General features: G+C 70.2%; 19 protein-coding genes. 8 read left to right on the forward strand and 11 right to left on the reverse strand.

Features of this window, described 5'->3' with window-relative positions; all coding sequences use genetic code 11:
* Window positions 1-70: 70 nt before the first annotated feature.
* Together HD599_RS15885 and HD599_RS15890 are read right to left on the reverse strand one after the other, a co-directional pair.
* The gene (locus HD599_RS15885; RefSeq protein ID WP_221420531.1) at window positions 71-1,201 is read right to left on the reverse strand and encodes an acyl-CoA dehydrogenase family protein; all 1,131 of its coding nucleotides are present in this window, start codon (window positions 1,199-1,201) and stop codon (window positions 71-73) included.
* A gap of 24 nt (window positions 1,202-1,225) precedes the next feature.
* Complete coding sequence (locus HD599_RS15890; protein ID WP_184239363.1) at window positions 1,226-2,179, reverse strand: ketopantoate reductase family protein; 954 nt, start codon at window positions 2,177-2,179, stop codon at window positions 1,226-1,228.
* 99 nt (window positions 2,180-2,278) lie between these two features.
* Between HD599_RS15890 and HD599_RS15895 the strand changes: the two genes are divergently transcribed.
* Window positions 2,279-2,746, forward strand: a complete 468-nt coding sequence (locus HD599_RS15895) for an Lrp/AsnC family transcriptional regulator (RefSeq protein ID WP_184239365.1) — start codon at window positions 2,279-2,281, stop codon at window positions 2,744-2,746.
* On the opposite strand, the gene HD599_RS15900 is transcribed toward HD599_RS15895, so the two are convergent.
* A complete protein-coding gene (locus tag HD599_RS15900; protein WP_221420532.1) occupies window positions 2,747-3,922 on the reverse strand; it encodes a low temperature requirement protein A in 1,176 nt (391 codons plus the stop codon).
* Between the two features lie 121 nt (window positions 3,923-4,043).
* On the reverse strand, window positions 4,044-5,225 hold the full coding sequence (locus tag HD599_RS15905; RefSeq protein ID WP_184239366.1) for a kynureninase: 1,182 nt from the start codon (window positions 5,223-5,225) through the stop codon (window positions 4,044-4,046).
* A 333-nt stretch (window positions 5,226-5,558) separates the two neighbouring features.
* On the opposite strand from HD599_RS15905, the gene HD599_RS15910 reads away from it, so the two are divergent.
* Complete coding sequence (locus tag HD599_RS15910) at window positions 5,559-6,986, forward strand: HNH endonuclease signature motif containing protein (protein ID WP_184239368.1); 1,428 nt, start codon at window positions 5,559-5,561, stop codon at window positions 6,984-6,986.
* A gap of 172 nt (window positions 6,987-7,158) precedes the next feature.
* Here HD599_RS15910 and HD599_RS15915 read toward each other — a convergent pair whose 3' ends face one another.
* The 3 genes from HD599_RS15915 to ddaH all read right to left on the reverse strand — a co-directional run bounded on the left by HD599_RS15915 (window position 7,159) and on the right by ddaH (window position 10,445).
* A complete protein-coding gene (locus tag HD599_RS15915; RefSeq protein ID WP_184239370.1) occupies window positions 7,159-7,929 on the reverse strand; it encodes an SseB family protein in 771 nt (256 codons plus the stop codon).
* A gap of 423 nt (window positions 7,930-8,352) precedes the next feature.
* Window positions 8,353-9,594 (reverse strand): ornithine--oxo-acid transaminase, encoded by a 1,242-nt coding sequence (gene rocD / locus HD599_RS15920; protein ID WP_184239373.1) that lies wholly within the window; start codon window positions 9,592-9,594, stop codon window positions 8,353-8,355.
* Window positions 9,591-10,445, reverse strand: coding sequence for a dimethylargininase (gene ddaH / locus HD599_RS15925; RefSeq protein WP_184239375.1), 855 nt, complete (start codon window positions 10,443-10,445; stop codon window positions 9,591-9,593). The genes rocD and ddaH overlap by 4 nt, the downstream gene beginning before the upstream one ends.
* A 103-nt stretch (window positions 10,446-10,548) precedes the next feature.
* On the opposite strand from ddaH, the gene HD599_RS15930 reads away from it, so the two are divergent.
* Window positions 10,549-10,986 carry an Lrp/AsnC family transcriptional regulator gene (locus tag HD599_RS15930; RefSeq protein WP_184239377.1) on the forward strand — a complete coding sequence of 146 codons (438 nt, stop codon included), beginning with the start codon at window positions 10,549-10,551 and terminating at the stop codon, window positions 10,984-10,986.
* 195 nt (window positions 10,987-11,181) lie between these two features.
* On the opposite strand, the gene HD599_RS15935 is transcribed toward HD599_RS15930, so the two are convergent.
* Both HD599_RS15935 and HD599_RS15940 read right to left on the reverse strand, forming a co-directional pair.
* A complete protein-coding gene (locus HD599_RS15935) occupies window positions 11,182-11,691 on the reverse strand; it encodes a hypothetical protein (protein WP_184239379.1) in 510 nt (169 codons plus the stop codon).
* 6 nt (window positions 11,692-11,697) lie between these two features.
* Complete coding sequence (locus HD599_RS15940; protein ID WP_184239382.1) at window positions 11,698-12,531, reverse strand: aldo/keto reductase; 834 nt, start codon at window positions 12,529-12,531, stop codon at window positions 11,698-11,700.
* A gap of 109 nt (window positions 12,532-12,640) precedes the next feature.
* Between HD599_RS15940 and HD599_RS15945 the strand changes: the two genes are divergently transcribed.
* Window positions 12,641-13,549, forward strand: a complete 909-nt coding sequence (locus HD599_RS15945; protein WP_184239384.1) for a hypothetical protein — start codon at window positions 12,641-12,643, stop codon at window positions 13,547-13,549.
* Window positions 13,549-13,902, forward strand: coding sequence for a GntR family transcriptional regulator (locus HD599_RS15950; RefSeq protein ID WP_184239386.1), 354 nt, complete (start codon window positions 13,549-13,551; stop codon window positions 13,900-13,902). The genes HD599_RS15945 and HD599_RS15950 overlap by 1 nt, the downstream gene beginning before the upstream one ends.
* 165 nt (window positions 13,903-14,067) lie before the next feature.
* On the opposite strand, the gene HD599_RS15955 is transcribed toward HD599_RS15950, so the two are convergent.
* Window positions 14,068-17,577, reverse strand: coding sequence for a bifunctional proline dehydrogenase/L-glutamate gamma-semialdehyde dehydrogenase (locus HD599_RS15955; protein WP_184239388.1), 3,510 nt, complete (start codon window positions 17,575-17,577; stop codon window positions 14,068-14,070).
* Window positions 17,578-17,706: 129 nt separating this feature from the next.
* On the opposite strand from HD599_RS15955, the gene HD599_RS15960 reads away from it, so the two are divergent.
* The 3 genes from HD599_RS15960 to HD599_RS15970 all read left to right on the forward strand — a co-directional run bounded on the left by HD599_RS15960 (window position 17,707) and on the right by HD599_RS15970 (window position 20,731).
* A complete protein-coding gene (locus tag HD599_RS15960) occupies window positions 17,707-18,591 on the forward strand; it encodes a LysR substrate-binding domain-containing protein (protein ID WP_184239391.1) in 885 nt (294 codons plus the stop codon).
* A gap of 75 nt (window positions 18,592-18,666) precedes the next feature.
* Window positions 18,667-19,332, forward strand: a complete 666-nt coding sequence (locus HD599_RS15965) for a TetR/AcrR family transcriptional regulator (protein WP_184239393.1) — start codon at window positions 18,667-18,669, stop codon at window positions 19,330-19,332.
* A gap of 61 nt (window positions 19,333-19,393) precedes the next feature.
* Window positions 19,394-20,731 carry an FAD-binding oxidoreductase gene (locus tag HD599_RS15970; RefSeq protein ID WP_184239395.1) on the forward strand — a complete coding sequence of 446 codons (1,338 nt, stop codon included), beginning with the start codon at window positions 19,394-19,396 and terminating at the stop codon, window positions 20,729-20,731.
* Window positions 20,732-20,748: 17 nt separating this feature from the next.
* Here the strand turns inward: HD599_RS15970 and HD599_RS15975 are convergent, their stop codons facing one another.
* Complete coding sequence (locus HD599_RS15975; protein WP_184239397.1) at window positions 20,749-21,669, reverse strand: DNA-3-methyladenine glycosylase family protein; 921 nt, start codon at window positions 21,667-21,669, stop codon at window positions 20,749-20,751.
* Window positions 21,670-21,774: the final 105 nt, after the last annotated feature.

Below are 21,774 nucleotides of genomic sequence, written 5' to 3' on the forward strand. Positions count from 1 at the left end.
TGCGACCCCAGCGCCGAAGGAGCCTGCGACTGAGGGTCGGCTCCTGGTTGCGACGGGCGCTTCGACAAGCTCAGCGACCGCCGTCCACCGGGCCGAGCAGGTTCGTCGCGACCGTCGCGTGCGCCGACTCCGGGTCGCTCGGGTGGAACAGTCCGGCGAGCGCGTCCCGGTACAGCCGCGACAGCTCGGTGTCGGCCCCGTACGACGAGCCGCCCGACACCCGGATCGCCGCGTCGACGACGCTCCTCGCGACATCCACCGCCCTGGTCTTGGTGCCGACCAGCAGCCGGAACCAGGCCGACCCGTGGTCGCCCAGCCCGTCGACGTCCCCGGCGAGCGACTCGATCTGCGGGCCGAGCGAATCGAGCGCGATGGCCGCGTCGGCGAGACGCCAGCGGATATCCGGGTCCTGCGAGTAGGCGAGCCCCGTCTTCATCGAGGTGCGGGATGCCGCGGCCGCGACTCCGAGCTCGAGAGCACGGTCGCCGATGCCGGCGTACACGCTGGAGACCAGCAGCAGGAAGTTCGCGAACAGGCCGAAGATGTACGGATCGTTGACCGGGCCGACCGGGAGGACGCGCGTGATGCGGTCGGGCGCGACCCGGGCGCCCTCGAGCAGCGTCGTGTAGCTCTGCGTCGCGCGCATGCCGAGCGGGTTCCAGTCGCCGAGAGCGCGGTGGCCCGGCGTGCCGCGCTCGATCACGCCGTGCACGAGAGTCGGGGACGCGGCATCCGTATCGTCTCGGCCGAAGACGGCGAGACGGGTCCAGGCGGGCGACAGCGACGTGAAGATCTTGGTGCCGGTGAACAGGTAGGAGCCGTCGGCCTGGGGTGCGGCGACGGTGCGCGAGTCGAACATGACCTGGTCGTTGCCCGCCTCGCTGTTGCCGAACGCGAACAGCTCGCCGGCGGCCGCCTCGTCGATGATCCAGTCGAGTGAGGAGTCGCCCCGCTCGCGCAGTACGCGCGCGATGCCGACCACGACGAGGTGCATGTTGATGCCGAGGGCGGTCGCCGGGGCGTGGGCGGCGAGCAGCCGTTGGTCGCGGGCCACCTCGAGCAGCGGGCGCGATTCGAGATAGCCGGCGGCACGGAGCTCGTCGAGATCCTCGGTGAAGAAGATGTTGTCGCGGTCGTACCCCGCCGCGCGGGAACGGATGCGGGCCAGCAGGTCGGCGTCGAGAACTGTCACGCTCCCCAACTTACGCCCGGCGGGCGTCGTGCGTCAGGCCGCGACGAGCTCCTCGAGCTCGCGCGCCAGGGCGAGGCGGAGCTCGCGGTTGTCCAGCGCGTCGACGAGCCCGTGCACGAGGGCGACGGTCGGCGCGGCGACGCCGGAGAGCGCGGCGGCGGCGAGCACGGCACCGGTCAGGTAGTTGTGCTCGAGCGGGCGTCCGGCGCGACGGTCGAGCAGCATCGAGGTGGCGCTGTTGCGGGGCAGTCCGTCCATGCGGGCGAGGAACAGCTCGGCGGCACCCTCGGGCAGTCGTGCGCCCTCGGCGGTCGCGACCGCGACACCCTCGGCGAGCAGCGCGCGGAACAGCGGACGCACGGCCGGGTCGGCGGTGACCTCCATGGTGCGGTCGGTCAGCGCGGTCAGGGTGTTGAGCGCGGAGTTCATCACGAGCTTCGTCCACGACTCGGTGACGAAGTCGTCGACCAGTCGAACCGAGAGACGGGGGTCGACGAGGGCGGCGAAGGATGACGCGGCCGGGCCCGTCGCGACGGCGAGCGCCCCGAGATCGCGGCAGACCACCAGGTCGCGCTCGATTTTCTCGGCGGCGATGTAGACGATGCCGGGCAGCACACGCTCGGCGGGCACCCACTCGCTCACGCGCTCCGCGTGGCCGATACCGTTCTGCAGCATCACGACGGTGGTGGCGGGTCCGACCAGCGCGTCGAGCCACGGGCCGATGTCGCGGGTGTCTTGCGCTTTGACGGTGACGACGACCCAGTCGACCGGGCCGAGGCCGTCGGGAGTCGCGGCGACTGCCGCATCCACCCGGTGCAGGTCGCCGCTGACGTCGATCGCCATGGGTGCGGACGGCCCGCGGCGGCACAGGGTGACGTCGGCGCGCGCGCTCAGCGCGTCGGCCACGACGGTGCCGATCGCGCCCACGCCGACGACGGCCACGGTGGGACGGTGGCGGGGTGCGACGCGGCGCAGATATTCGGTCATTGCTCAAGGATCGGGTGGTCGCGCATCCTGCGCAACACAGGGCATTTCGTTGCGCACTGTGCTTTATTTGGCATGGCGAGCGTGCCGATATGATGCACTATGCCCAACATCGATGCCACCGACGCCCGCATCCTCCTCGCCCTCGACGACGAGCCAGAAGCGACGACGCTCTCCCTGTCGCGCGCGCTGGGCATCGCGCGCAATACGGTGCACGCCCGTTTGCGCAAACTGGTCGAGCGCGACCTGCTCGGCAGCCCCAGCCAGCGGGTCAATCCGGCGTCGCTCGGCTACGGGCTGACCGCGTTCCTGCGCCTGTCGATCACCCAGAGCAACGCCGACGCGAGGATCGCGGCCCTCACCGCCATCCCCGAGATCGTCGAGATCCTCGCGATCACCGGCGAGGGCGACCTGCAGGCCCGGGTTGTGGCGCGCGACCCCGCCCACCTCTACCGGCTCACCACCGGCATCCTCGAAATCGACGGCGTCACGCGATCGAGCACCGCCCTCGCGATGGCCGAGATCGTGCCGAACCGGATGCGGCCGCTGCTGGAGCGGCACGCTCGCTGACTAGCGGGTGCTGACTCTCGCGCCCGGCCGCGCCAGCGTGAACGCGAGCAGGGCCACGAGCACCGCGACGATCGCGACGATCGCTCCGGCTATGCCGAGAGCCGGGGTTGCCAGCGGCGCGAGCACGACCAGTACCGCTGCGGCGACGATCGCGACCGGGTTGATCACTACGCGGTCGACGATCGGAGCGTGCACCGCCCAGATCATCACGAGCACGATCGCCACGGGGATCGCGACAGCGAAGGCCACCGCCTGCGGCTCGGCGTGCGCCTCGCCGCCGACCGTCTGGACGGCGACCTCGAGCCCGGCTCCCACCGCGGCGAGCGCTGCGAAGACCACGTAGTGCCCGTAGCCCCAGACGAACGACAGATCGCGGCGGCGTTCCAGCCCATCGCCGGCCGGCTCGGAGAAGTACAGCCACCAGAGCACGAAGAGCAGCACGAGACCGGCGAGCGCGACGACGATGAGCTCGGCGCTCAACCCGGTCTCGGCGAGCGCCTCCTGCACGCCGACCGTCGACGCGAGCACGCTCTCGCCCAGCACGATGATCGTGAACAGGCCGTAGCGCTCGGCGATGTGGTGCGGGTGCCAGGCCGTGCTGCCGGTGCGTTCGGCCCAGAGCGGCACTGAGAGGTCGAGCACCGCGATGACCACGAAGAGCCACCATGGCCCGCCGTCGGGCAGGGCGAGCCGGGCGATCCAGAGCGCCTGCACCACGGAGATCGCCGCCGCGTACCGGAACGCCGTCGCCCTCCCCTCGGGGTGCTGCACCCCGGCGCGGATCCAGAGCGCCACGAGCCCGACACGCATCACGAGGTAGCCGACGGTGACGGCGCCGAAGCCCTCGCCCGCGAAGGCCGTCGGAACCCCGGCCGCGAGGATCAGCACCCCGGCCATCTGCACCAGCACCGCCATCCGGTAGGGCACGTCGTCCGTGTCGTAGGCCGAGGCGAACCAGGTGAAGTTCATCCACGCCCACCAGATGGCGAAGAACACCATGAGGTACGGGCCGAGCGTCTCGAGCGCATGGCCCTCCGCGATGGAGTGCGCGAGCTGGGCGGCGACCTGTGCGATCGCCACCACAAAGACGAGGTCGAAGAGCAGTTCGAGCGGACTCGACGCGCGGTGCGATTCGCCGGTGTTGCGCGCGGTCATGCGGGTCACGAGGCTGGGCATGGCACCACTGTATTGGTGCGTGGGGCTCGACAGGATGGCGCGGCCGCCAGCGCACGATCCGTCCTGTCCAGCGGACGTTCCGGCCGATCCGTCCTGTTGGCCGGGCTCGCTGGCAGCCGCGCTACTCCCCCAGCAGCTCGGCGATCGCCTCGACCCCGATGCGCACCTCGTCGAAACTCGTCGAGAGGGGCGACAGACCGAGACGGATGCCGGTCGGGCGACGGAAATCGGGGATGACGCCGCGTTCCCAGAGCGCCGGCATGATCTCCTCGAACCGCGGGTGGTCGATCGTGATGTGGCTTCCGCGTTCGGCGGCGGCCCGCGGGCTGGACAGCACCGCCGACGGCACGAGTTCGTCGACGAGCCGGATGGCGTATTCGGTGAGCGCGACCGACTTGACGCGCACGGCGTCGATGCCGGCCTCCTCGATTGCCGCGATCATGTCGCGCATCGCGAGCATGCCGATCACCGGCGGGGTGCCGCTCAGCATTCCGCGGATCCCCGGCGCCGCGACGTAGCCCTGCCCCATCTCGAAGGGGGTGCCACTGCCCAGCCAGCCCTGGATCGGCTGGCGCATGCCGCCCTGCAGTTCCGACCGCACGTAGGCGAAGGCCGGCGATCCCGGGCCGCCGTTGAGGTACTTGTAGGTGCAGCCGACGGCGAGGTCAACGCCCCAGTCGTCGAGCCGCGTGGGGACGACGCCGGCGGAGTGGCAGAGGTCCCACAGCACGAGCGCCCCGGCCTCGTGGGCGAGGTCGGTGATCGCCGGCACATCGGCCAGGTAGCCGGAGCGGTAGGCCACGTGACTGAGCACCACGAGCGCGGTCTTCTCGCCGAGCACGGCCGCGACCCGGTCGACCGTGGCGTCGCCCGCGTCGATCCAGCGCAGGGTGAGACCGCATTCTGCGGCGATACCCTCGAGCACATACCGGTCGGTCGGGAAGTTGTCCCGGTCGATCACGATCTCGCTGCGCTCCGGGCGCGCGGCGACCGCGGCACGCACGAGCTTGTAGAGCAGCACGGTGGTCGAGTCGCCGATCGTGGTCTGCCCCGGCGCTGCGCCGAGCGCGACGCGGCCGAGGTCGTCGCCGATCCGCTGCCCGAGGTCGAGCCAGCCCTCGTCCCAACCGCGGATGAGCCGGCCGCCCCATTGGCCGCTCATAAATTCAGAGACACGGGCGATGGATGCCGCCAGCGGGCGTCCCAGCGAGTTGCCATCGAGGTACGCGACGACCTCGGGGTCGCGCACAAAACGGTCCCGGAATCGGGCGAGGGTATCGGCGGCGTCGAGGCTCTGGCTCATGTGTCGACGGTACCGCGCTCGTCCTTCCGGGCCACACTTTCCCGAGCCGTCCCGCTCGCCTGTCCAGCCCCGCCGTCCCGCGCCGTACCCCTTCATTCGCTTCCCGCGCCGTCCCCCCTCTCTCGCTGTCCCACACCTCCCCCTCCCTGCTTTCCCGCGCCTTCCCCCTCCCCGCTGTCCCGCGCCTTCCCCTCCCCGCTTTTCCCACCTCCCCCCTCCCCGCTGTCCGACGCCCTGTCCTCCACAGGCGCTCCCTCGGCTGCGTCATCCACAGAAAATAGTGGCTCTGATCAGGGATAATCCAATGTCGGTGGTGGGTGTGACCATACCTGCATGGAAGACATCGGCGACGCCATCGGGCGAATGCGGCAGCTGCACACGGAGCTGACCGCCCTCGCCGGCCTGCCCCTGTCCGCTGTGACAGACGAGCAGCTGTGCGAGTTCACCGTCGAGGCCGAGAACGCGGGCCGTCTTGCCGACGCCGTCCGGGCGGCAGCGGCCGGGGAGGTCGCGGAGAGGTCGCGCCGGGAGCTCGGCGGCGACGGCCTCGCCTCCCGTCTCGGACACGGCAAGGCGGTGCTGCTCCTCTCCTACTTGACCAAGGTGTCGAACGCGGAGGCCGCCCGCCGACTGAAGCTCGGCCAGGCCACGCGGTGCCGCCAGGCGTTCGGCGGGCAGGCGCTGCCACCTCTCTACCCGCGCATCTCGGAAGCACTCGCGGTCGGAGAGATCGGCGTGGAGTCCGCCGCCCGCATCGTGCAGTGCATGGACCAGGCCCGCGCTACCGCGACCGAGGAACAGGTCGCCGCCGCCGAAGCTGAGCTCGTCGACGCGGCCCGCGACGCCAACGCCGACGACATCGCCGTGCAGGCCCGGGTCTGGCGGGAGTTTCTCGACCCCGACGGCGCCGAACCCCGCGACGAACGCCTCTACCGCAAGCGCGCCTTCCGGCTGGGGCGCGAGCGCGACGGCCTGACCCCGTTCAGCGGAGAACTCGAGCCGCTCGCCGCCGCCCTCATCACGGCGGCGTTCGACGAGGCGTTCACGGCACGACGGCCGCGCTTCCTCGCCGACGGAGACGAGCCTTCGCACGAGGTCGATCTCTTGCCCGGCGACGTCGACGACCTCGCCGCGCTCGAAGCCGAGGTCGCGACCGACGACCGCACCCGCGAGCAGCGCCAGTACGACGTCTTCACCGGCCTACTCACCGCCGGAGTCCGCGCCACCGGCACCGAACCCGGCGGAATGCGCTCCACCGCGCAGGTCACCGCCGTCATCACCCTCGACGACCTCCGCGCCGGCACCGGCGTCGGGTGGGTCGACGGCATCGACGAACCCGTCTCCGCGAGAACGATCCAGCAACTGGTCTGCGCCACCGGCTACGCCACGCAGGTCCTCGGCGACGACGGCGAGGTCCTCTACCTCTCCCGCCACAGGCGGCTCTTCAGCTGGCAGCAGCTCCGCGCCATGCTCGTCCGCGACGGCGGCTGCGTCTGGCCGGGCTGCCACGCCCGCCCCGCCGAATGCGACGCCCACCACGTGCTCCACTGGGAGGCCGACGACGGCCCCACCGACATCGACAACGGGGCGCTGCTCTGCCGCTTCCACCACACGATGATCCACAGCTCCGCCTACCGGATGCGCATGATCCACGGAAAACCGCATCTGCTGGCCCCGTCCTGGATCGACCCCGCCCAGCGCTGGATCCCCCTCGGCAAATCCCGCATCGCCCGACTGAACCTGCTGAGAAAGACGGGGTGATGGATGCCGCGGCCGGCGCGCCGCTCCGGACGCCCACAGCGGGAGAGCACGTGCCCGCGCGAGTGACGCACCGTCGCGGAGCAGCGGCGCGAGTGACGCACCGTCGCGGAGCTGCGGCATCATCGCGGCATCACCAGTCGGCGGCTGCCTGGCCGCCGCTTGTTCGCCGGTTCTATCGCGCGATGGCCGCCACGACCTCGGGAGAGATCTCCCAGGGGTGGGGCGTGCCAGGGTTCACCACGATGCCGACACCGTCGACGAGGTTCGCGGCGAGCCACGCGGCCTCTACGTACAGGGCGAACTCGACGCCCTCGGTGAACTGATCCGCGTGGTCGGGCCGCGTGAAGACGCCGACGATGCCGGGCTCGCCATCGCGCAGGAACGTGACCGGACTGAGGCCGTCGTCGGTGTGGCTCAGCACGTACACCTGCGACCGCGCGAGGGTCTCGAGCAGCGTCTCGGGCGAGGTCCGCCCGGTCTGCGCGTCGAGGATCGCCTGCTCGAGCACGACGCTCGGGTCGGGGATCCCCGGTACGCGCAATGCGTCGAGGTCGGCGGCGATCGCGGGGATCCCCGCTGCCGCGAGCTGGAATCCGAGCCCGAAGCCGGGGTTCACGAGTATTCCGACACCGTCGGGAAGATCTTCGAAGATGCGGCGCCCGAGCATGACCGTCGAGTACGGGGCGGCTTCGGCCCAGCGGTCGGCGCGGTCGCGCGAGGTGAATACCGCCATCAGCGACTCACCGTCGGGCTCGAACAGCAGCGGCCGGAATCGCGCGGCGTCGGACGCGACATCCACCACAGAGGGCACGATGATCGCGGCGTCGGCGAACCGCACCAGGAACGACTTCATGTCGAGTTCGCCGTTCATCGCGGCGTCGAGGTCCGCCTCGATTCCGGGATTCGGTAGCCGGGTCTCGCCGGTGCGCAACGTCGAGGTCATGGATTGAGCCTAAGCCGCGGCGATGCGCAGCCCGATCGGCGCCACGCTGGTGCATAATTCTCAACGCCCCGCCGACCCGAGAGGTGTTTGGCGGGTGGGCTACCTGAATCGGTTCGGGCCGAAACAGGTAGCCCTACCCTCCGGGCTAGGGGTCTCTCAGCCCCGAAGCGGGCCCAGCTCACGGGCTCAGCCGGCACGCTCAAACCGGCGGCACGCTCGGCTCACACACGCTCAGATCACGCACGCTCGGCTCAAGCGCGCTCAGCCCGCGGCACGCTCGGCTCACACGCGCTTAGCCCGCGGCACGCTCAGCCCACGCACGCTCAGCCCACGGCACGCTCGGCTCACACGCACTCAGACCACGCACGATCAGCCCACGCACGCACGCACGCACAGCCCGCGGCCCGCTCAGCTCACGCGCACTCAGCCCGCGGCGAGCTCGGTGAGCACCGCGTCGAGCTGGGCCACCGCGAAGTCGAGGTCCTCCGCCGTCGCGACGATCGGCGGCGCGAACCGGATGGTCGAGCCGTGAGTGTCCTTCACCAGGACCCCGCGCGCCATCAGCAGTTCGCACACCTCGCGACCGGTGGCGAGCGTCGGGTCGATGTCGACTCCCGCCCACAGTCCGGCTCCGCGCACCTCGACGACACCGCGGCCGATGAGGCGCCGCAGGTCGAACTGCAGACGCTCGCCGAGCAGTCGCGCTCGCTCCTGCAGCTCGCCGGTCGCGAGCAGCCGCACGACGGCGAGACCGACGGCAGCGGCGAGCGGGTTGCCGCCGAAGGTCGAGCCGTGCTCGCCCGGGCGCAGAACGCCGAGGATGTCCTTGTTGCCGACGACGGCCGAGACAGGCAGGATGCCGCCGCCGAGCGCCTTGCCGAGCAGGTACAGATCGGGCACGACGCCGGCGTTGTCGCACTGGAACGTGGCGCCGGTGCGACCCAGACCGGACTGGATCTCGTCCGCGATGAAGAGCACGTTGTGCTTGGTCGTGATCTCGCGCACGGCCGGCAGATAGGACGCCGGCGGCACGACGATGCCCGCCTCGCCCTGGATCGGCTCGATCAGCACCGCGACCGTGTTCTCGTCGATCGCGGCCTCGAGCGCCGCGGCGTCGCCGTAGGGCACGCTGACGAAGCCCGGCGTGAACGGGCCGAAGTCGGCGCGCGCCTGCTCGTCGTTCGAGAAGCTGATGATCGTCGTCGTACGGCCGTGGAAGTTGCCATCGGCCACGATGATCTTCGCCTCGTCAGGCATCACTCCCTTGACCCGGTATCCCCAGGCGCGGGCGATCTTGATGCCGCTCTCCACCGCCTCGGCGCCGGTGTTCATCGGCAGCACCATGTCTTTGCCGGCGAGCTCGGCGAGCGCGGTCACGAACGGGCCGAGCTGGTCGTTGTGGAATGCGCGGCTGGTCAGGGTGATGCGGTCGAGCTGTTCCTTCGCGGCGGCGACGAGAGCCGGGTGCCCGTGGCCGAAGTTCACCGCGGAGTACGCCGCGAGGCAGTCGAGGTAGCGGCGTCCGTTCACGTCGGTGACCCACGCGCCCTCGCCGTGGCTGACGACGACTTCGAGCGGGTGGTAGTTGTGGGCGGCGTGCAGGTCTTCCTGCTCGAGGTATTCGGTCGCCGTCGACGCGGTCGCTGCGCCCGTCGACGCGCTCACGAGCGCAGCTCCAGCGTGCAGCACTTCACGCCGCCGCCGCCGAGCAGCAGCTCGGAGAGGTCGACGCCGATCGGGTTGTAGCCGCGTTCGCGGAGCTGGCGCTCGAAGTCGGTCGCCCGCGAGGCGATGACGACGTTGAGGCCGTCGCTGAAGCTGTTGAGGCCGAGCACCGACGCGTCCTCCTCGGTGACGATGATCGCGTCGGGGTAGCGCTCGCGCAGGATCGCGAGCGAACGCTCGTCGAACGCGCTGGGCAGGTAGGCGATGTTCGGGTTTTCGAAACCGGGCTGGGGGTCGAGCACCGCGATCGCGGTGTCCAGGTGGTAGAAACTCGGATTGATCAGCGTGAGGGTGATGACCTCGCGGCCGAAGATCTCGCCGATCTCCTCGTGGCTGTTGGAGGCGCTGCGGAAGCCGGTTCCGGCGAGGATCGCGTCACCGACGAGGAGGAAGTCGCCCTCGCCCTCGTTGATGTTGGCGGGGACGCGCACGTCGAAGCCGTTGTCGCCGAACCAATCCATGTAGGCGGGTCCCTCGGGCTGGCGCTGCGGGTAGGTGAAGCTCGCGCCGTAGGCGATGCCGTCGAGCACGAACCCGCCGTTGGCCGCGTAGACCATGTCCGGCAGGCCGTCGATCGGGTCGACGAGCTTCACGTCGAAGCCGAGGTCGAGGTAGGTGTTGTAGAGGGTCTCCCACTGACGCACCGCGAGGCTCGTGTCGGTGGGGAGGGCCGGGTCCATCCACGGGTTGATGCGGTAGACGACGGTGAAGAACTCGGGGCGACACATCAGCACGGTGCGCTTGCTCGCGACACGCGCCGGGGCGCTCAGGGATGGCTCGATGAGGGTCATGAACCCAGTCTCACACGCACCATATGACACGTTTTCGCCGAAGTGCGCACTTTTTCGCCGTCTATGGCCGGGTGAAAGCACCGATTCGCCGTAGTCTGGGCTGATGGACAGTCTCGACTACGGCATCATCGACCAACTTCGGCTCAACGCGCGCGCCGGGTACGGCGACATCGGCGACATCATCGGCCTGTCGGCTTCCGCCGTTAAACGTCGCGTCGACCGGCTCGTCTCCGACGGCGTCATCCGCGGCTTCACCATCCAGGTCGATCCCGCGGTCGACGGACTCTCCACCGAGGCGTATGTCGAACTCTTCTGCCGCGGCACGGTCGCGCCCGACGAGCTGCGCCGCATCCTGTCCGGCATCCCGGACGTCGTCGACGCCGGCACCGTCACCGGATCGGCCGACGCCATCGTGCACATGCGCTCCCGCGACATCGCCTCGCTCGAACTCGCACTCGAACGAGTGCGCGTCGCGCCGAATGTGGATCACACCCGCAGCGCCATCGTCCTGTCGCGACTGATCAGCCGGTCACACGACTAGGACACCGTCACTACTGATCTGCCCCGGCACGTTTGAGTGCCGGGGCATTCTCGTTGTGCCTCGGGCCCATTGGGGGCCTTCGCACCCCGGTGAACGCGCGGATTCGGCTGAGTAACCAACCGGATGGTTATGGTTACCAACCAGACAGTTACGGAGCGTGAAAACGGGGAAACTCCCCCACCAACACCCCAGCCCCTACGCCCCCGGTGGATCGACCAGCAGGCTCACACGGTCGGCCAGATAGACGTCGAGCGCACGGGTCTGCGCGGGGAAAGTCGCGTTCCATCGAACCAGCACCCTCTCGCCGTCGAAGAGAAGAGGGGCGGATGCCGCGTCCAGCCGTTCCAGGTCGATGACAACCGTGTCGAAGTTGACGGTGTCGCCCTCCGCGAAGTCCGCTTTGAACGCGGCGGCCCGGTACCCGCGGCGCACCTCGACGCCCGGCGACTGGTAGCCCGGATACCCGGCCGGCACCGCCCGCGTGATGGTACCGGTGGCGTGCAGTCCGCCGCCCCGGTCGAGCAGCAGCACGCCGAGCGGCCAGACCCGGCCGCGCGGCACCATCACGGGCGCACGGTTCACGAAGAGCACACGCTTCGGCGTCACGTAGTCGGCGAGCGCCTCGTCGGGCACTCCGGCCGCGTCGAGGGTCGCGACGGCTCGCGCGATCGACTCGCGCGCGGCCTCTATCGGAGTCCCGGCCACCCTCGGTCAGTGACCGGTGACGTCGGAGTCGACACCGGCATCCGGTCCCTCGGAAAACTCGGCGATGGTAGCCAACTCGTCCGCGGTCAGTTCGAAGTCGAAAACTTCGAGGTTGTCGGCGAGACGTTCGGGCGTGCGGCTCTTCGGGATCGCAACGAGCCCCTGCTGCACGTGCCAGCGCAGCACGATCTGGCCGGGGGTGCGGTCGTGCGCCCCGGCGATCGCGAGGATGCGGGGATCGGTGAGCAGCCCGGTGTTCGGGCCGAGCGGGCTCCACGACTCGGTCACGATGCCGAGGTGGTCGTTCGCGGCGCGCTGTTCCGCGCGCACGACGTAGGGGTTGAGTTCGATCTGGTTGACCGCGGGGGTGATGCCGGTCTCGGCGACGAGACGCTCCAGATGGGCCGGCTTGAAGTTCGAGACGCCGATCGACCGCGCCTTGCCGGACTCCTGCAGAGCGGCGAAAGTACGGAACGTGGACACGTACTCGTCGCGACCCGGCAGCGGCCAGTGGATGAGGAGCAGGTCGACGTAGTCGAGCTTCAAGCGCTGCAGCGAGGCGTCGAGCCCGGCGAGCGCCCGGTCGTCGCCCTGGAACTGGCCGTCGAGCTTGGTCGTGACGAAGAGCTCGTCACGGGCGAGGCCGGAAGCAGCGATACCGGCGCCGACGCCGGTCTCGTTGCCGTACTTGGCGGCGGTGTCGATGTGCCGGTAGCCGAGCCCGGTGGCGGCGACGATCACCGAGGCGACCTCGTCGTCGTCGAGCGGCCACGTTCCGAGGCCGATCTGGGGGATGGAGTGGCCGTCGTTCAGTCTGATGCGCGGGGCGAGGGAAACCATGACTCCACCCTTGCAGACCAGTCTGGGCGGGCGCCATCCTCGACATTCGATCTTTGTATTGCTACGATGGTACAAACGACGCACAAACAATCGAACGAAGGAGACTTCCATGAACGGTGGAGCCTGGTTCATCAGCATCTTCCTACTCGTCGGACTCGTCGCGGCCCTCGCGGCGTCGTTCACCCGCTTCTACGCACGCTGGCGGGCCTACCGCTACTCGCTCCGCATCCGCGTCGATCTGCCGGTGCGGCTTGAACGCGTCGTGACGAAGCGCCTGATGTCTCTCGAGCGTGGGGGCAGCATCGGCGGCCTGGCTTTTACTGCAGCGGCGACGGCGGCTTTCGCCTCCGGCTTCGGAGTGAGCGACGAGTCGTCACTGACCGGCCTCTACCTGGCGGGCGCCGCGTTCGCCGGCGCCGGCGTCGGCACAGCGGTCGCAGCGTTGACCGGCAGCTCGTCCGTGGCACCCGACCAGCCGCGCGTCGCGCGGTCGGGTGCCGTCGAGGTGCGCGACTATCTCGCGCCCCTGGAACGGATCGGGGCACGAATCGTCGTCGCTGCGGCGGTCGTCGCCCTGCTCGCCAGCACCGTGCTCGCTGCCCCCGGCAACGACGGCGCCCTCTTCGCGATCGCCTTCTTCGCTATCGCCGGCGCGCTCTCACTTGTCCTCTTCGAGGTGGCGGGCCGGCGGGTCGTGGACGCCTCGCAACCCGCCGGCTCCACCGCCGAGCTGGTCTGGGACGACGCCGTCCGCGCCACGACCCTGCGCGCCCTCGTCACGGCGCCGCTCGCTCTGGGCGCCTACTGCCTCATCTTCGGCGTCGTCGGAATCGCGGAGACCGCCGACAGTGCGCTGGTCTCCGTCACCTCGCTCGCATTCGCGGGGATTTTCAGCGGGGTCGCCGTCGCGGCCGCGATCGTCTCTCTGGCAATCAAGCCCGAGAGCTATTTCGTGCGCCGGCTCTGGCCGAACCTGCGCTGGAGCGACACGGCCGACGCCGCAGCGGACGCCGTCTGATGCTCACGATCGACCCGAAATCGCCGGTTCCTCCGTTCGAGCAGCTCCGGCTGCAGTTCGTCGACCAGGTGCGCGGTGGCGAACTCGCCGCCGGAGCGAAGCTCCCGACGGTGCGACGCCTTGCCGACGACCTCGGCCTCGCACCCAACACGGTGGCGCGCTGCTACCGAGAGCTCGAGCGCGACGGCTTCATCGAAACCCGCGGCCGCAACGGATCCTTCGTCAGCGCCCAGGGCGACCCGGCCGCCCAACAGGCGCAGGTGGCCGCGAGGGCGTACGCCGACCGCATCCGCCAGTTGGGTCTGTCGACGGATGACGCTCTGACCTGGGTCACCGCGGCGTTGCGAGAGTAGCGCGCGCCTCCCCTGCTCGCCGACAGGATGACGAGACGCCGGCGGCGCAACGGGTCCTGTTGAGCGGGCGAACGGTGCGAATCGTCCTGTCGGCGGGCGAGGAAGCGGGTTGAGCTTCGGGGGTTTCGATACGCGCCGTCGACAGCGCTACTCAACCACCGGTCCCTACAGCTCCAGCCCGATCATGGCCGCGTCGGGGTTGCCGAAGCGGTGCGCGGTGAGGCTGACGGCCTGCTCCCGGAGGAATGGCAGCAGCTCGACGCGGCCGGCGGCGGTGACCTCTCCGGCGTAGATCGCGAGGTCGGGCGCGCCCTTCACGGCGGCAGCCAGGGCCGACGCGTCGCCTCCCGCGAGCCGGACCCGGGCGGTCGTGATGCCGCCGGCTGCGGCGCGGGTGAGCCACGCGGCATCCGACTCGATGGTGATGCCGAGAACCCGCAACGGGCTCAGCGCTCCGGAGAACCGCTCGACCAGCGTCGCGGGCAGCGGCACGGCCGAGCTGATCGCGACGGTAGCGCGGGCACGGGTCGCCGCGGCGAGCAGCCGCACGAGGTCGCCGAGCGGCGCACCCTCGGCGAGACGCAGGGTGACGGCGACCGGGAGGTAGCGGAACACGTTGCGCTCCACCTCGAGGCCCGAAACGTCGCGGCTCGTACCGAACTCCTGCTGCCAGGCCGCCTCGTCGCTCATCGCGGCGCGGCGCACGGCGTCGAACTCCAGGAACTCGAGTCCGCTCTGGGCCTGCTTGATCAGGCTCGCGACCTCGCGGTCGAGGCCCTCGAGGCGCAGGTCCTCGCTCGGCTCGGCCGGGACCGCGCTCCACGAGCCGAGCGTCATCAGGTAGTTCGGTCCGCCGGCCTTGGTGCCCGCGCCGACGGAGGACCGCTTCCAGCCGCCGAAGGGCTGGCGCTGCACGACCGCGCCGGTGATGCCGCGGTTGATGTAGACGTTGCCCGCTTCGACCGAGTCGAGCCAGGTGGCGACCTCGAGGGGGTCGAGCGAGTGGATGCCGGCGGTGAGACCGTACGCGCTGGCGTTCTGCAGCTCGATGGCCTCCTCGAGCGTGTCCGCGGTCATGATGCCGAGCACCGGGCCGAAGTACTCGGTGCGGTGGAACTCGCTGCCCGGGGCGACGCCCTCGCGCACGCCGGGCGACCAGAGACGGCCGTCGGCAACGGAGTCGTCGGACAGCTCGACCGGCTTCACCAGCCACGACTGTCCCTCTTCGAGCGAGGTGAGCGCGCGCAGCAGCTTGCCGTGCGCGGGCTCGATGATCGGGCCCATCTGGCTGAGCGGGTTCTGCGGAATCCCCACCCGCAGCGTACGCACCGAGTCGACCAGCTGGCGGCGGAAACGCTCGGACTTCGCGACCGACCCGACCAGGATCACGAGCGAGGCGGCGGAGCACTTCTGCCCGGCGTGGCCGAACGCGCTCTTCACGACGTCGGCGACGGCGAGATCCAGGTCGCCGCTCGGGGTGACGATGATCGCGTTCTTGCCGCTGGTCTCGGCGAGCAGCGGGAGGTCGGGACGCCACGAGCGGAACAGCTCGGCCGTCTCGTAGCCGCCGGTCAGGATGACGCGGTCGACGGCGGGGTGCGACACGAGCTCGCGCCCGAGATCGCCCTCTTCGATGTCGACGAGCTTCAGCACGTCGCGGGGAACGCCGGCCTCCCAGAGCGCCTCCACCATGACGGCGGCGGAGCGGCGGGCCTGCGGCGCGGGCTTGATGATCACGGCGCTGCCCGAGGCGAGCGCGGCGAGCACCGAGCCGGCGGGGATCGCGACCGGGAAGTTCCACGGCGGCGTGACCACGATCAGCCGCGACGGCGTGAACGTCGCCTCGGCGACGGAGGAGAGGTCGAGCGACCGGGACGCGTAGTAGTGCGCGAAGTCGACCGCCTCGCTCACCTCCACGTCGCCCTCGGCGATGGTCTTGCCGGTCTCGCTCGCCATGACCTCGATGAGGCGGCCGCGGAACGCGCCGAGCACGTCGCCGGCGTCGTGCAGGATGCGGGCGCGGGTCTCGACGGGCAGCGCGACCCAGGTGTCGGACGCGTGCACGGTGGCGCCGACCGTGGTGAGCAGGGTGTCGAGGTCGTCGATGCGCGCCGCGGCGATGGTGTCGGAGCCGAGCGTCGAGGTCGCGCTGCGCTCGAGGATGCGCAGGCCCCACGCGCGGTTGGACGCGATCGAGTTGTCGGTGTCGGGCTCGTTCTGGAACTCGTGCAGCGCGGAGGCCGGCTCGAGCGAGGCGACGGGGTTGGCGCGGTCCTGCACGCGGTGCGAGCCGGGCACGGCCGGGTCGAGCGCCTCGATCGAGGCGACGAACCGGTTGCGCTCGCGCTCGAAGATCTTCTCGTTGCCGGCGAGCTCGAAGAGCGCGCTCATGAAGTTCTCGGTGCTGGCGTTCTCTTCGAGGCGGCGGATCAGGTAGCTGATGGCCGAGTCGAACTCGGAGGGGTGCACGACCGGGGTATAGAGGAGCAGCCCGCCGACGTCGCGCTTCACCGCTTCCGCCTGGCCGGTGGCCATGCCGAGCAGCATCTCGAACTCGATGCGGTGGTCGACCCCGCGCTGCTTGGCGAGCAGCCAGGCGAAGGCCACGTCGAACAGGTTGTGGCCGGCGACACCGATGCGCACGGCTTCGGTGTGCTCGGGCGTGAACGCCCAGTCGAGCACACGCTTGTAGTTGGTGTCGGTCTCGACCTTGGTCGACCAGGTCGCGAGCGGCCAGCCGTGTACCGTCGCGTCGACGTACTCCATGGCGAGGTTGGCGCCCTTGACGACGCGCACCTTGATGCCGGCGCCGCCGTTCGCGCGCCGCTCCGTCGCCCAGGCGGTGAGTCCCTGCAGTGCGGAGAGCGCGTCGGGCAGATAGGCCTGCAGCACGATGCCGGCCTCGAGGGTGTGCAGCTGCGGCTGCTCGAGCAGTTTCTCGAAGACCGCGACGGTGAGGTCGAGGTCGTGGAACTCCTCCATGTCGAGGTTGATGAACTTGGGTGTGGGGGATGCCGCGGCGAGCTCGTACAGCGGAGTGAGGCGGGCCACGACGCGGGCGACGGTCTCGTCGAAGGCCCACATCGACAGCTGGCTCGACACCGACGACACCTTGATCGACACGTAGTCGACGTCGTCGCGGCTGAGCAGCGCGAGGGTTCCCTCGAGACGGCGGTTCGCCTCGTCCTCGCCGAGCACCGCCTCGCCGAGGAGGTTGAGATTGAGGCGCACGCCGCCCTCGCGAAGCGTGGCGAGGGTCTTGTCGAGGTGCGCGGGCGTCGCGTCGATGACGAGGTGGCCGACCATGTTGCGCAGCACTCGGCGCGCGATCGGCACGATGATCCAGGGGAAGAGTGTGGCGAATCCGCCGCCGAGAGCGATCGCGGCGCGCAGGTACCAGGGCAGGAACTTCGGGATCTGGTGGCTCAGCTGCTCGAGGCTGCGTGCGGCGACCTTGAGGTCTTCGGGGCGCACCACCTTGTCGACGAATCCGATCGTGAAGTCGAGTCCGCGCGGGTCCTTCAGCACCCCGGCGAGGCGGGCCGCGCTCGCGTCGGTCGCGACGTCGGCGCTCTCGGCGAGCCAGCGGCGCACCGTGGCAACGGTCTCGTCGACGAGCTCCGCGGCCGACGGCTCAGGGGCAGTGCCTTCTTGGTTCTGACTCTGGATCGACATGCTCACGAGAATAGGCCTCCCTCTGGGGCGGTTGCTGGATTGCACAAGTGTGCCCGTCGCTTCCATAAAGTAAAAGCGATGGTTCTTGCACGATATTGTTCATAAATACTTAAAAGAACGGATGCCGCCATGCTCGACCTGCGCCGACTCCGCCTGCTCCGCGAGCTCAAGATCCGTGGCACGATCACCGCGGTCGCGGAGGCGTTCTCGTACAGCCCCTCGTCGGTGTCCCAGCAGCTGGCCCTGCTCGAGACCGAGGCGGGGGTGCCGTTGCTCACCAAGTCCGGCCGACGCGTGCAGCTCACCCCGCAGGCCGAGGTGCTCGTCGCGCACACGCACCAGCTGCTCGAGCGGATGGAGCTGATGGAGAGCGAGCTGGTCTCGAGCCTCACCGAGGTGCGCGGCACCGTGCGTCTGGCGGTGTTCCAGTCCGCGGCGCTCGGCATCATTCCCCAAGCGCTCACCCTGCTCGCCGACGAGCACCCGGCCCTGCGCGTCGAGATCACGCAGCGCGAACCCGAGAACGCGCTGTTCGAGGTGTGGGCGCGCGAGTTCGACCTGGTGATCGCCGAGCAGTACCCGGGACACGCCGCTCCCCGCGAGCCCGACCTCGACCGGGTCGCGCTCTGCGCCGACGAACTGCGGCTGGGGGTACCGGCCGGCCGCGGCATCCGGTCTCTCGCCGACGCCGCCGAGCTGCCCTGGGTCATGGAGCCGAGGGGGACGGCGAGCCGGCACTGGTCGGAACAGGTCTGCCGCCGGGCGGGGTTCGAGCCCGACGTGCGCTTCGAGACCGCCGACCTGCAGGCGCACATCCGACTGATCGAGTCGGGTAACGCGGTCGCGATCCTCCCCGACCTGGTCTGGTCGGGCCGCGAGCCCAGCGTCGAACTCGTGCGGCTCACCGGGTCGCCGACCCGCACCGTGTTCACCTCGGTGCGCGAGGCGAGCAGGGAGCGGCCGACGATCGTCGCCTGCCGCGACATCCTGCGTCGATCCGTAGCATTTCTCTGACAGTTCGGTAAGTCGGACGGTCGCGCAAGGCCCGACGAGTACTGTAGGGGCGGGCACCAGCGCAGGGAGAATGCAATGAGCATCGACACCGGCGGCGCGACTCTGCGCCGCGTACCGAGGCAGGACCGGAGCGAACAACGCTTCGAGCTGATCCTCGACACCACGGCACAACTCATCGACGAGGTCGGCTACGGCAACCTGACGACCTCGCTCATCGCGAAGCGCGTGGGCATGTCCGGACCGGGTATCTACCGCTATTTCGACGGCCTCCAGGCCATCGCGAGCGCCCTCGCCACCCGCAACCTGAACCGCTTCCTCGAGCGCGCCGTGGCGATCACCGCCGACGAGACCCTCGAGTGGGAAGACGCCATGGGCGGCGCGCTCGACGCCTACTGCGACATGTACCGCACCGAGCCGGGCTTCCGTTGGCTGCGGCTGGGCGACGCGATCGACCGCCACCTGATCGACGAGACCGAGACCAACCGCACCGTCGTCGCGCGGCTGGTGTCGAACCTGTTCATCACCCGCTACGAGGTCGGCCACCGCGACGACCTGCTCGACCACGCCGAGGTGATGGTCGAGATCGTCGACGGACTCACCGCCCGCGCGTTTATGTCGAACCCGAAGGGCGACCAGTTCTTCATCGACGAGTGCCGTCGCGTCATCATCGGCTACCTCAGCGAGTACCTCGCCGCGACCCTCGAAGAGGCCGAGAAGCAGAACCGGCTCGCGCAGATCTAGCCGCGATCCGGCCGCCGCCGCGGGGTTCCGACGCGGCATCCGTTTCTTATAGGGTCGGCGGATGATCGACACCACGGCGCTGCGCTCCCGCGTTTCCGGACCCGTCCTCGTCGAGGGCGACGACGCCTTCGCCGACGAGGTCGCGGGCTCCAACCTCGTCATCGTCAATACGCCGGATGCCGCGGTGGGCGCCGTCAGCGTCGCCGACGTCGTCGAGGCGGTGCGTTTCGGCCGCGAGCTCGGGGTGCCCGTGAGGGTGCAAGCCACCGGCCACGGCGCGTCGGCGGCGATCACCGACGGCGTGCTGGTGACCACCTCCCGGCTCGACACCGTGCGGATCGACCCCGCGACGCGCATCGCCACGATCGGGGCGGGCGTGCGCTGGGCCGCCGTCGTCGCCGCGGCCGCCGAGTTCGGTCTCGCTCCCGTCGCGGGCTCCTCCGCCCAGGTCGGGGTCGTCGGGTATCTCTCCGGCGGCGGGCTCGGACCGTTCGTGCGCAGCCACGGGTACTCCTCCGACTACGTGACGGGGTTCACCGTGGTGACGGGGCTGGGCGAGGCGGTCGAGGCGTCCGCCGACGAGAACCCCGACCTGTTCTGGGCGCTGCGCGGAGGCAAGCGCGGTCTCGGCATCGTCGTCGAGGTGCGGGTGCGGCTGGTCGAGCTGCCCTCGCTCTACGCGGGATCGCTGCTGTTCGAGTCGCAGCACATCGACCAGGTGGTGCGCGGCTGGATCGAGTACACGCGCTCGGCGCCGTCCGAGGTGAGCACGAGCCTGGTCGCCCTGCGTTTCCCGCCGATCGACGCCGTGCCCGAGCCGATGCGCGGTAAAAACCTCGCGAGCCTGCGCTTCAGCTACCCGGGCGGCGCGGCGGAGGGCGAACGGCTGGCGGAGCCGCTACGCGCCCTCGCGCCCGTCTTCCAGGACGCGCTCGGACCGCTGCCGATCGACCGGGTCGCCACGATCCACAACGACCCGGAGGGCAAGAGCCCGTCGTGGAGCAACGGCACCCTGCTCACGGCGCTCGACGACGACTTCGCCGGCGCGTTCCTCTCCATCGCCGGACCGGCCGCGCGCGTGCCATTCGTCGCGGCCGAGCTGCGCCACCTGGGCGCCGCGGCAGCGACCGACGTTCCAGAGGGGTCGGCCGTCGGCGGGCGTTCCGGCGCATACACCCTGACGCTGATCGGCGCTCCCGAGCCGAGCCTGTTCGCGACGGTCATCCCCGAGGCCGCCGCGCGGGTGTTCGACACGCTCCGCCCGTGGATCAACGCCGAGTCGAACGTCAACTTCTCCAGCCACGGGGGTGCCGGTACGCCGAACTGGTCGGCCGAGACGAGCGCCCGGCTCGACGCGGTGCGGAGGGCGTACGACCCAGACGGCGTGTTCGCGGGATAGGCCATTCAAGCGGCTGGCTAGTGCCCCCGATGATCCTGGATCGTCATGCGCGGTCCGAACGCCGGCTTGCGGAATCCACTCGCCTCGATCAGCCGCATCACGCGCTGGCGGTGTCCGGCGTACGGCTCGAGCAGTTCGAGCATGCCGTCGTCGTCGACCGGCTTGCCGATGAGCGCCCAACCGACCACGGCGGGCAGGTGGTAGTCGCCCACGCTCGGCGAATCGGCGTCGCCGTGCGCGCGCTGCATGGTCTCGGCGGCGGTCCACACGCCGATGCCCGGCAGCGAGCGCAGCTTCTTCTCCACGACCGGTCCCCCGCGGCCGTCGGCGAGGGTGCGTTCGAGAGAGTCGGCGACGGATGCCGCACGCATCACGGTCGCGGACCGCTGGGGCCCGACGCCCGCCTTGTGCCACTCCCACGACGGCACCCGGCGCCAGCGCTCCGCGCTCGGGAACACGCGCATACCGGCGGGCGCGGGACCGGGCGGCACGTCGCCGAACTTGGTGAGCAGCACCCGCCAGGCGCGACGCGCCTCGATGCCCGTCACCTTCTGCTCCAGGATCGCGATGAGCAACATCTCGAAGACCTGCCGGGTGCGCAACAGGCGCAACCCCGGATTGCGCCGACGGGAGTCGGCGAGAAACGCGTTGCCCGCGACATCCAACCCGTCCCACTCGTCCCCGGCACCGAGCAGCTCGGGCACTCCGGCGATCGCCCACTCGGCTCCGGGCCCCCACGCGGCCGCGTCGATTGCCCCCGCGCGCGGCTCGAGGTGCAGGGTCGCGGGCCCGTGCGGGGTGAGCATCGTGCGCCACACGCCGCCGCCGACGTAGCGCAATGTGGGGTCGTGTGTGCCGCGCACGAGAGGACGTAGCGTTAGCGATAGGCTCACGGGTGCGCCCGGCGTATACGTCGTGGTGAAGGCTGCGGATTCCATCGCTCCGAGCCTACGTCGCACCACCCACGCTTGGCTTGGCTAACTGTCGTACCCCCCGAATCGGGAGACCCCCCGAACTGGGAGGGGGGAACGTTCGGTCTTATT

This window comes from Conyzicola lurida (assembly GCF_014204935.1).
GTDB classification, from domain to species: domain Bacteria; phylum Actinomycetota; class Actinomycetes; order Actinomycetales; family Microbacteriaceae; genus Conyzicola; species Conyzicola lurida.

Coding starts and splice junctions, on each gene's coding strand:
- HD599_RS15890 (WP_184239363.1), bottom strand. CDS start 2,179: ATGACCGAATATCTGCGCCGCGTCGCACCCCGCCACCGTCCCACCGTG.
- HD599_RS15895 (WP_184239365.1), top strand. CDS start 2,279: ATGCCCAACATCGATGCCACCGACGCCCGCATCCTCCTCGCCCTCGAC.
- HD599_RS15900 (WP_221420532.1), bottom strand. CDS start 3,922: ATGCCCAGCCTCGTGACCCGCATGACCGCGCGCAACACCGGCGAATCG.
- HD599_RS15905 (WP_184239366.1), bottom strand. CDS start 5,225: ATGAGCCAGAGCCTCGACGCCGCCGATACCCTCGCCCGATTCCGGGAC.
- HD599_RS15910 (WP_184239368.1), top strand. CDS start 5,559: ATGGAAGACATCGGCGACGCCATCGGGCGAATGCGGCAGCTGCACACG.
- HD599_RS15915 (WP_184239370.1), bottom strand. CDS start 7,929: ATGACCTCGACGTTGCGCACCGGCGAGACCCGGCTACCGAATCCCGGA.
- ddaH (WP_184239375.1), bottom strand. CDS start 10,445: ATGACCCTCATCGAGCCATCCCTGAGCGCCCCGGCGCGTGTCGCGAGC.
- HD599_RS15930 (WP_184239377.1), top strand. CDS start 10,549: ATGGACAGTCTCGACTACGGCATCATCGACCAACTTCGGCTCAACGCG.
- HD599_RS15940 (WP_184239382.1), bottom strand. CDS start 12,531: ATGGTTTCCCTCGCCCCGCGCATCAGACTGAACGACGGCCACTCCATC.
- HD599_RS15945 (WP_184239384.1), top strand. CDS start 12,641: ATGAACGGTGGAGCCTGGTTCATCAGCATCTTCCTACTCGTCGGACTC.
- HD599_RS15950 (WP_184239386.1), top strand. CDS start 13,549: ATGCTCACGATCGACCCGAAATCGCCGGTTCCTCCGTTCGAGCAGCTC.
- HD599_RS15955 (WP_184239388.1), bottom strand. CDS start 17,577: ATGTCGATCCAGAGTCAGAACCAAGAAGGCACTGCCCCTGAGCCGTCG.
- HD599_RS15960 (WP_184239391.1), top strand. CDS start 17,707: ATGCTCGACCTGCGCCGACTCCGCCTGCTCCGCGAGCTCAAGATCCGT.
- HD599_RS15965 (WP_184239393.1), top strand. CDS start 18,667: ATGAGCATCGACACCGGCGGCGCGACTCTGCGCCGCGTACCGAGGCAG.
- HD599_RS15970 (WP_184239395.1), top strand. CDS start 19,394: ATGATCGACACCACGGCGCTGCGCTCCCGCGTTTCCGGACCCGTCCTC.
- HD599_RS15975 (WP_184239397.1), bottom strand. CDS start 21,669: ATGGAATCCGCAGCCTTCACCACGACGTATACGCCGGGCGCACCCGTG.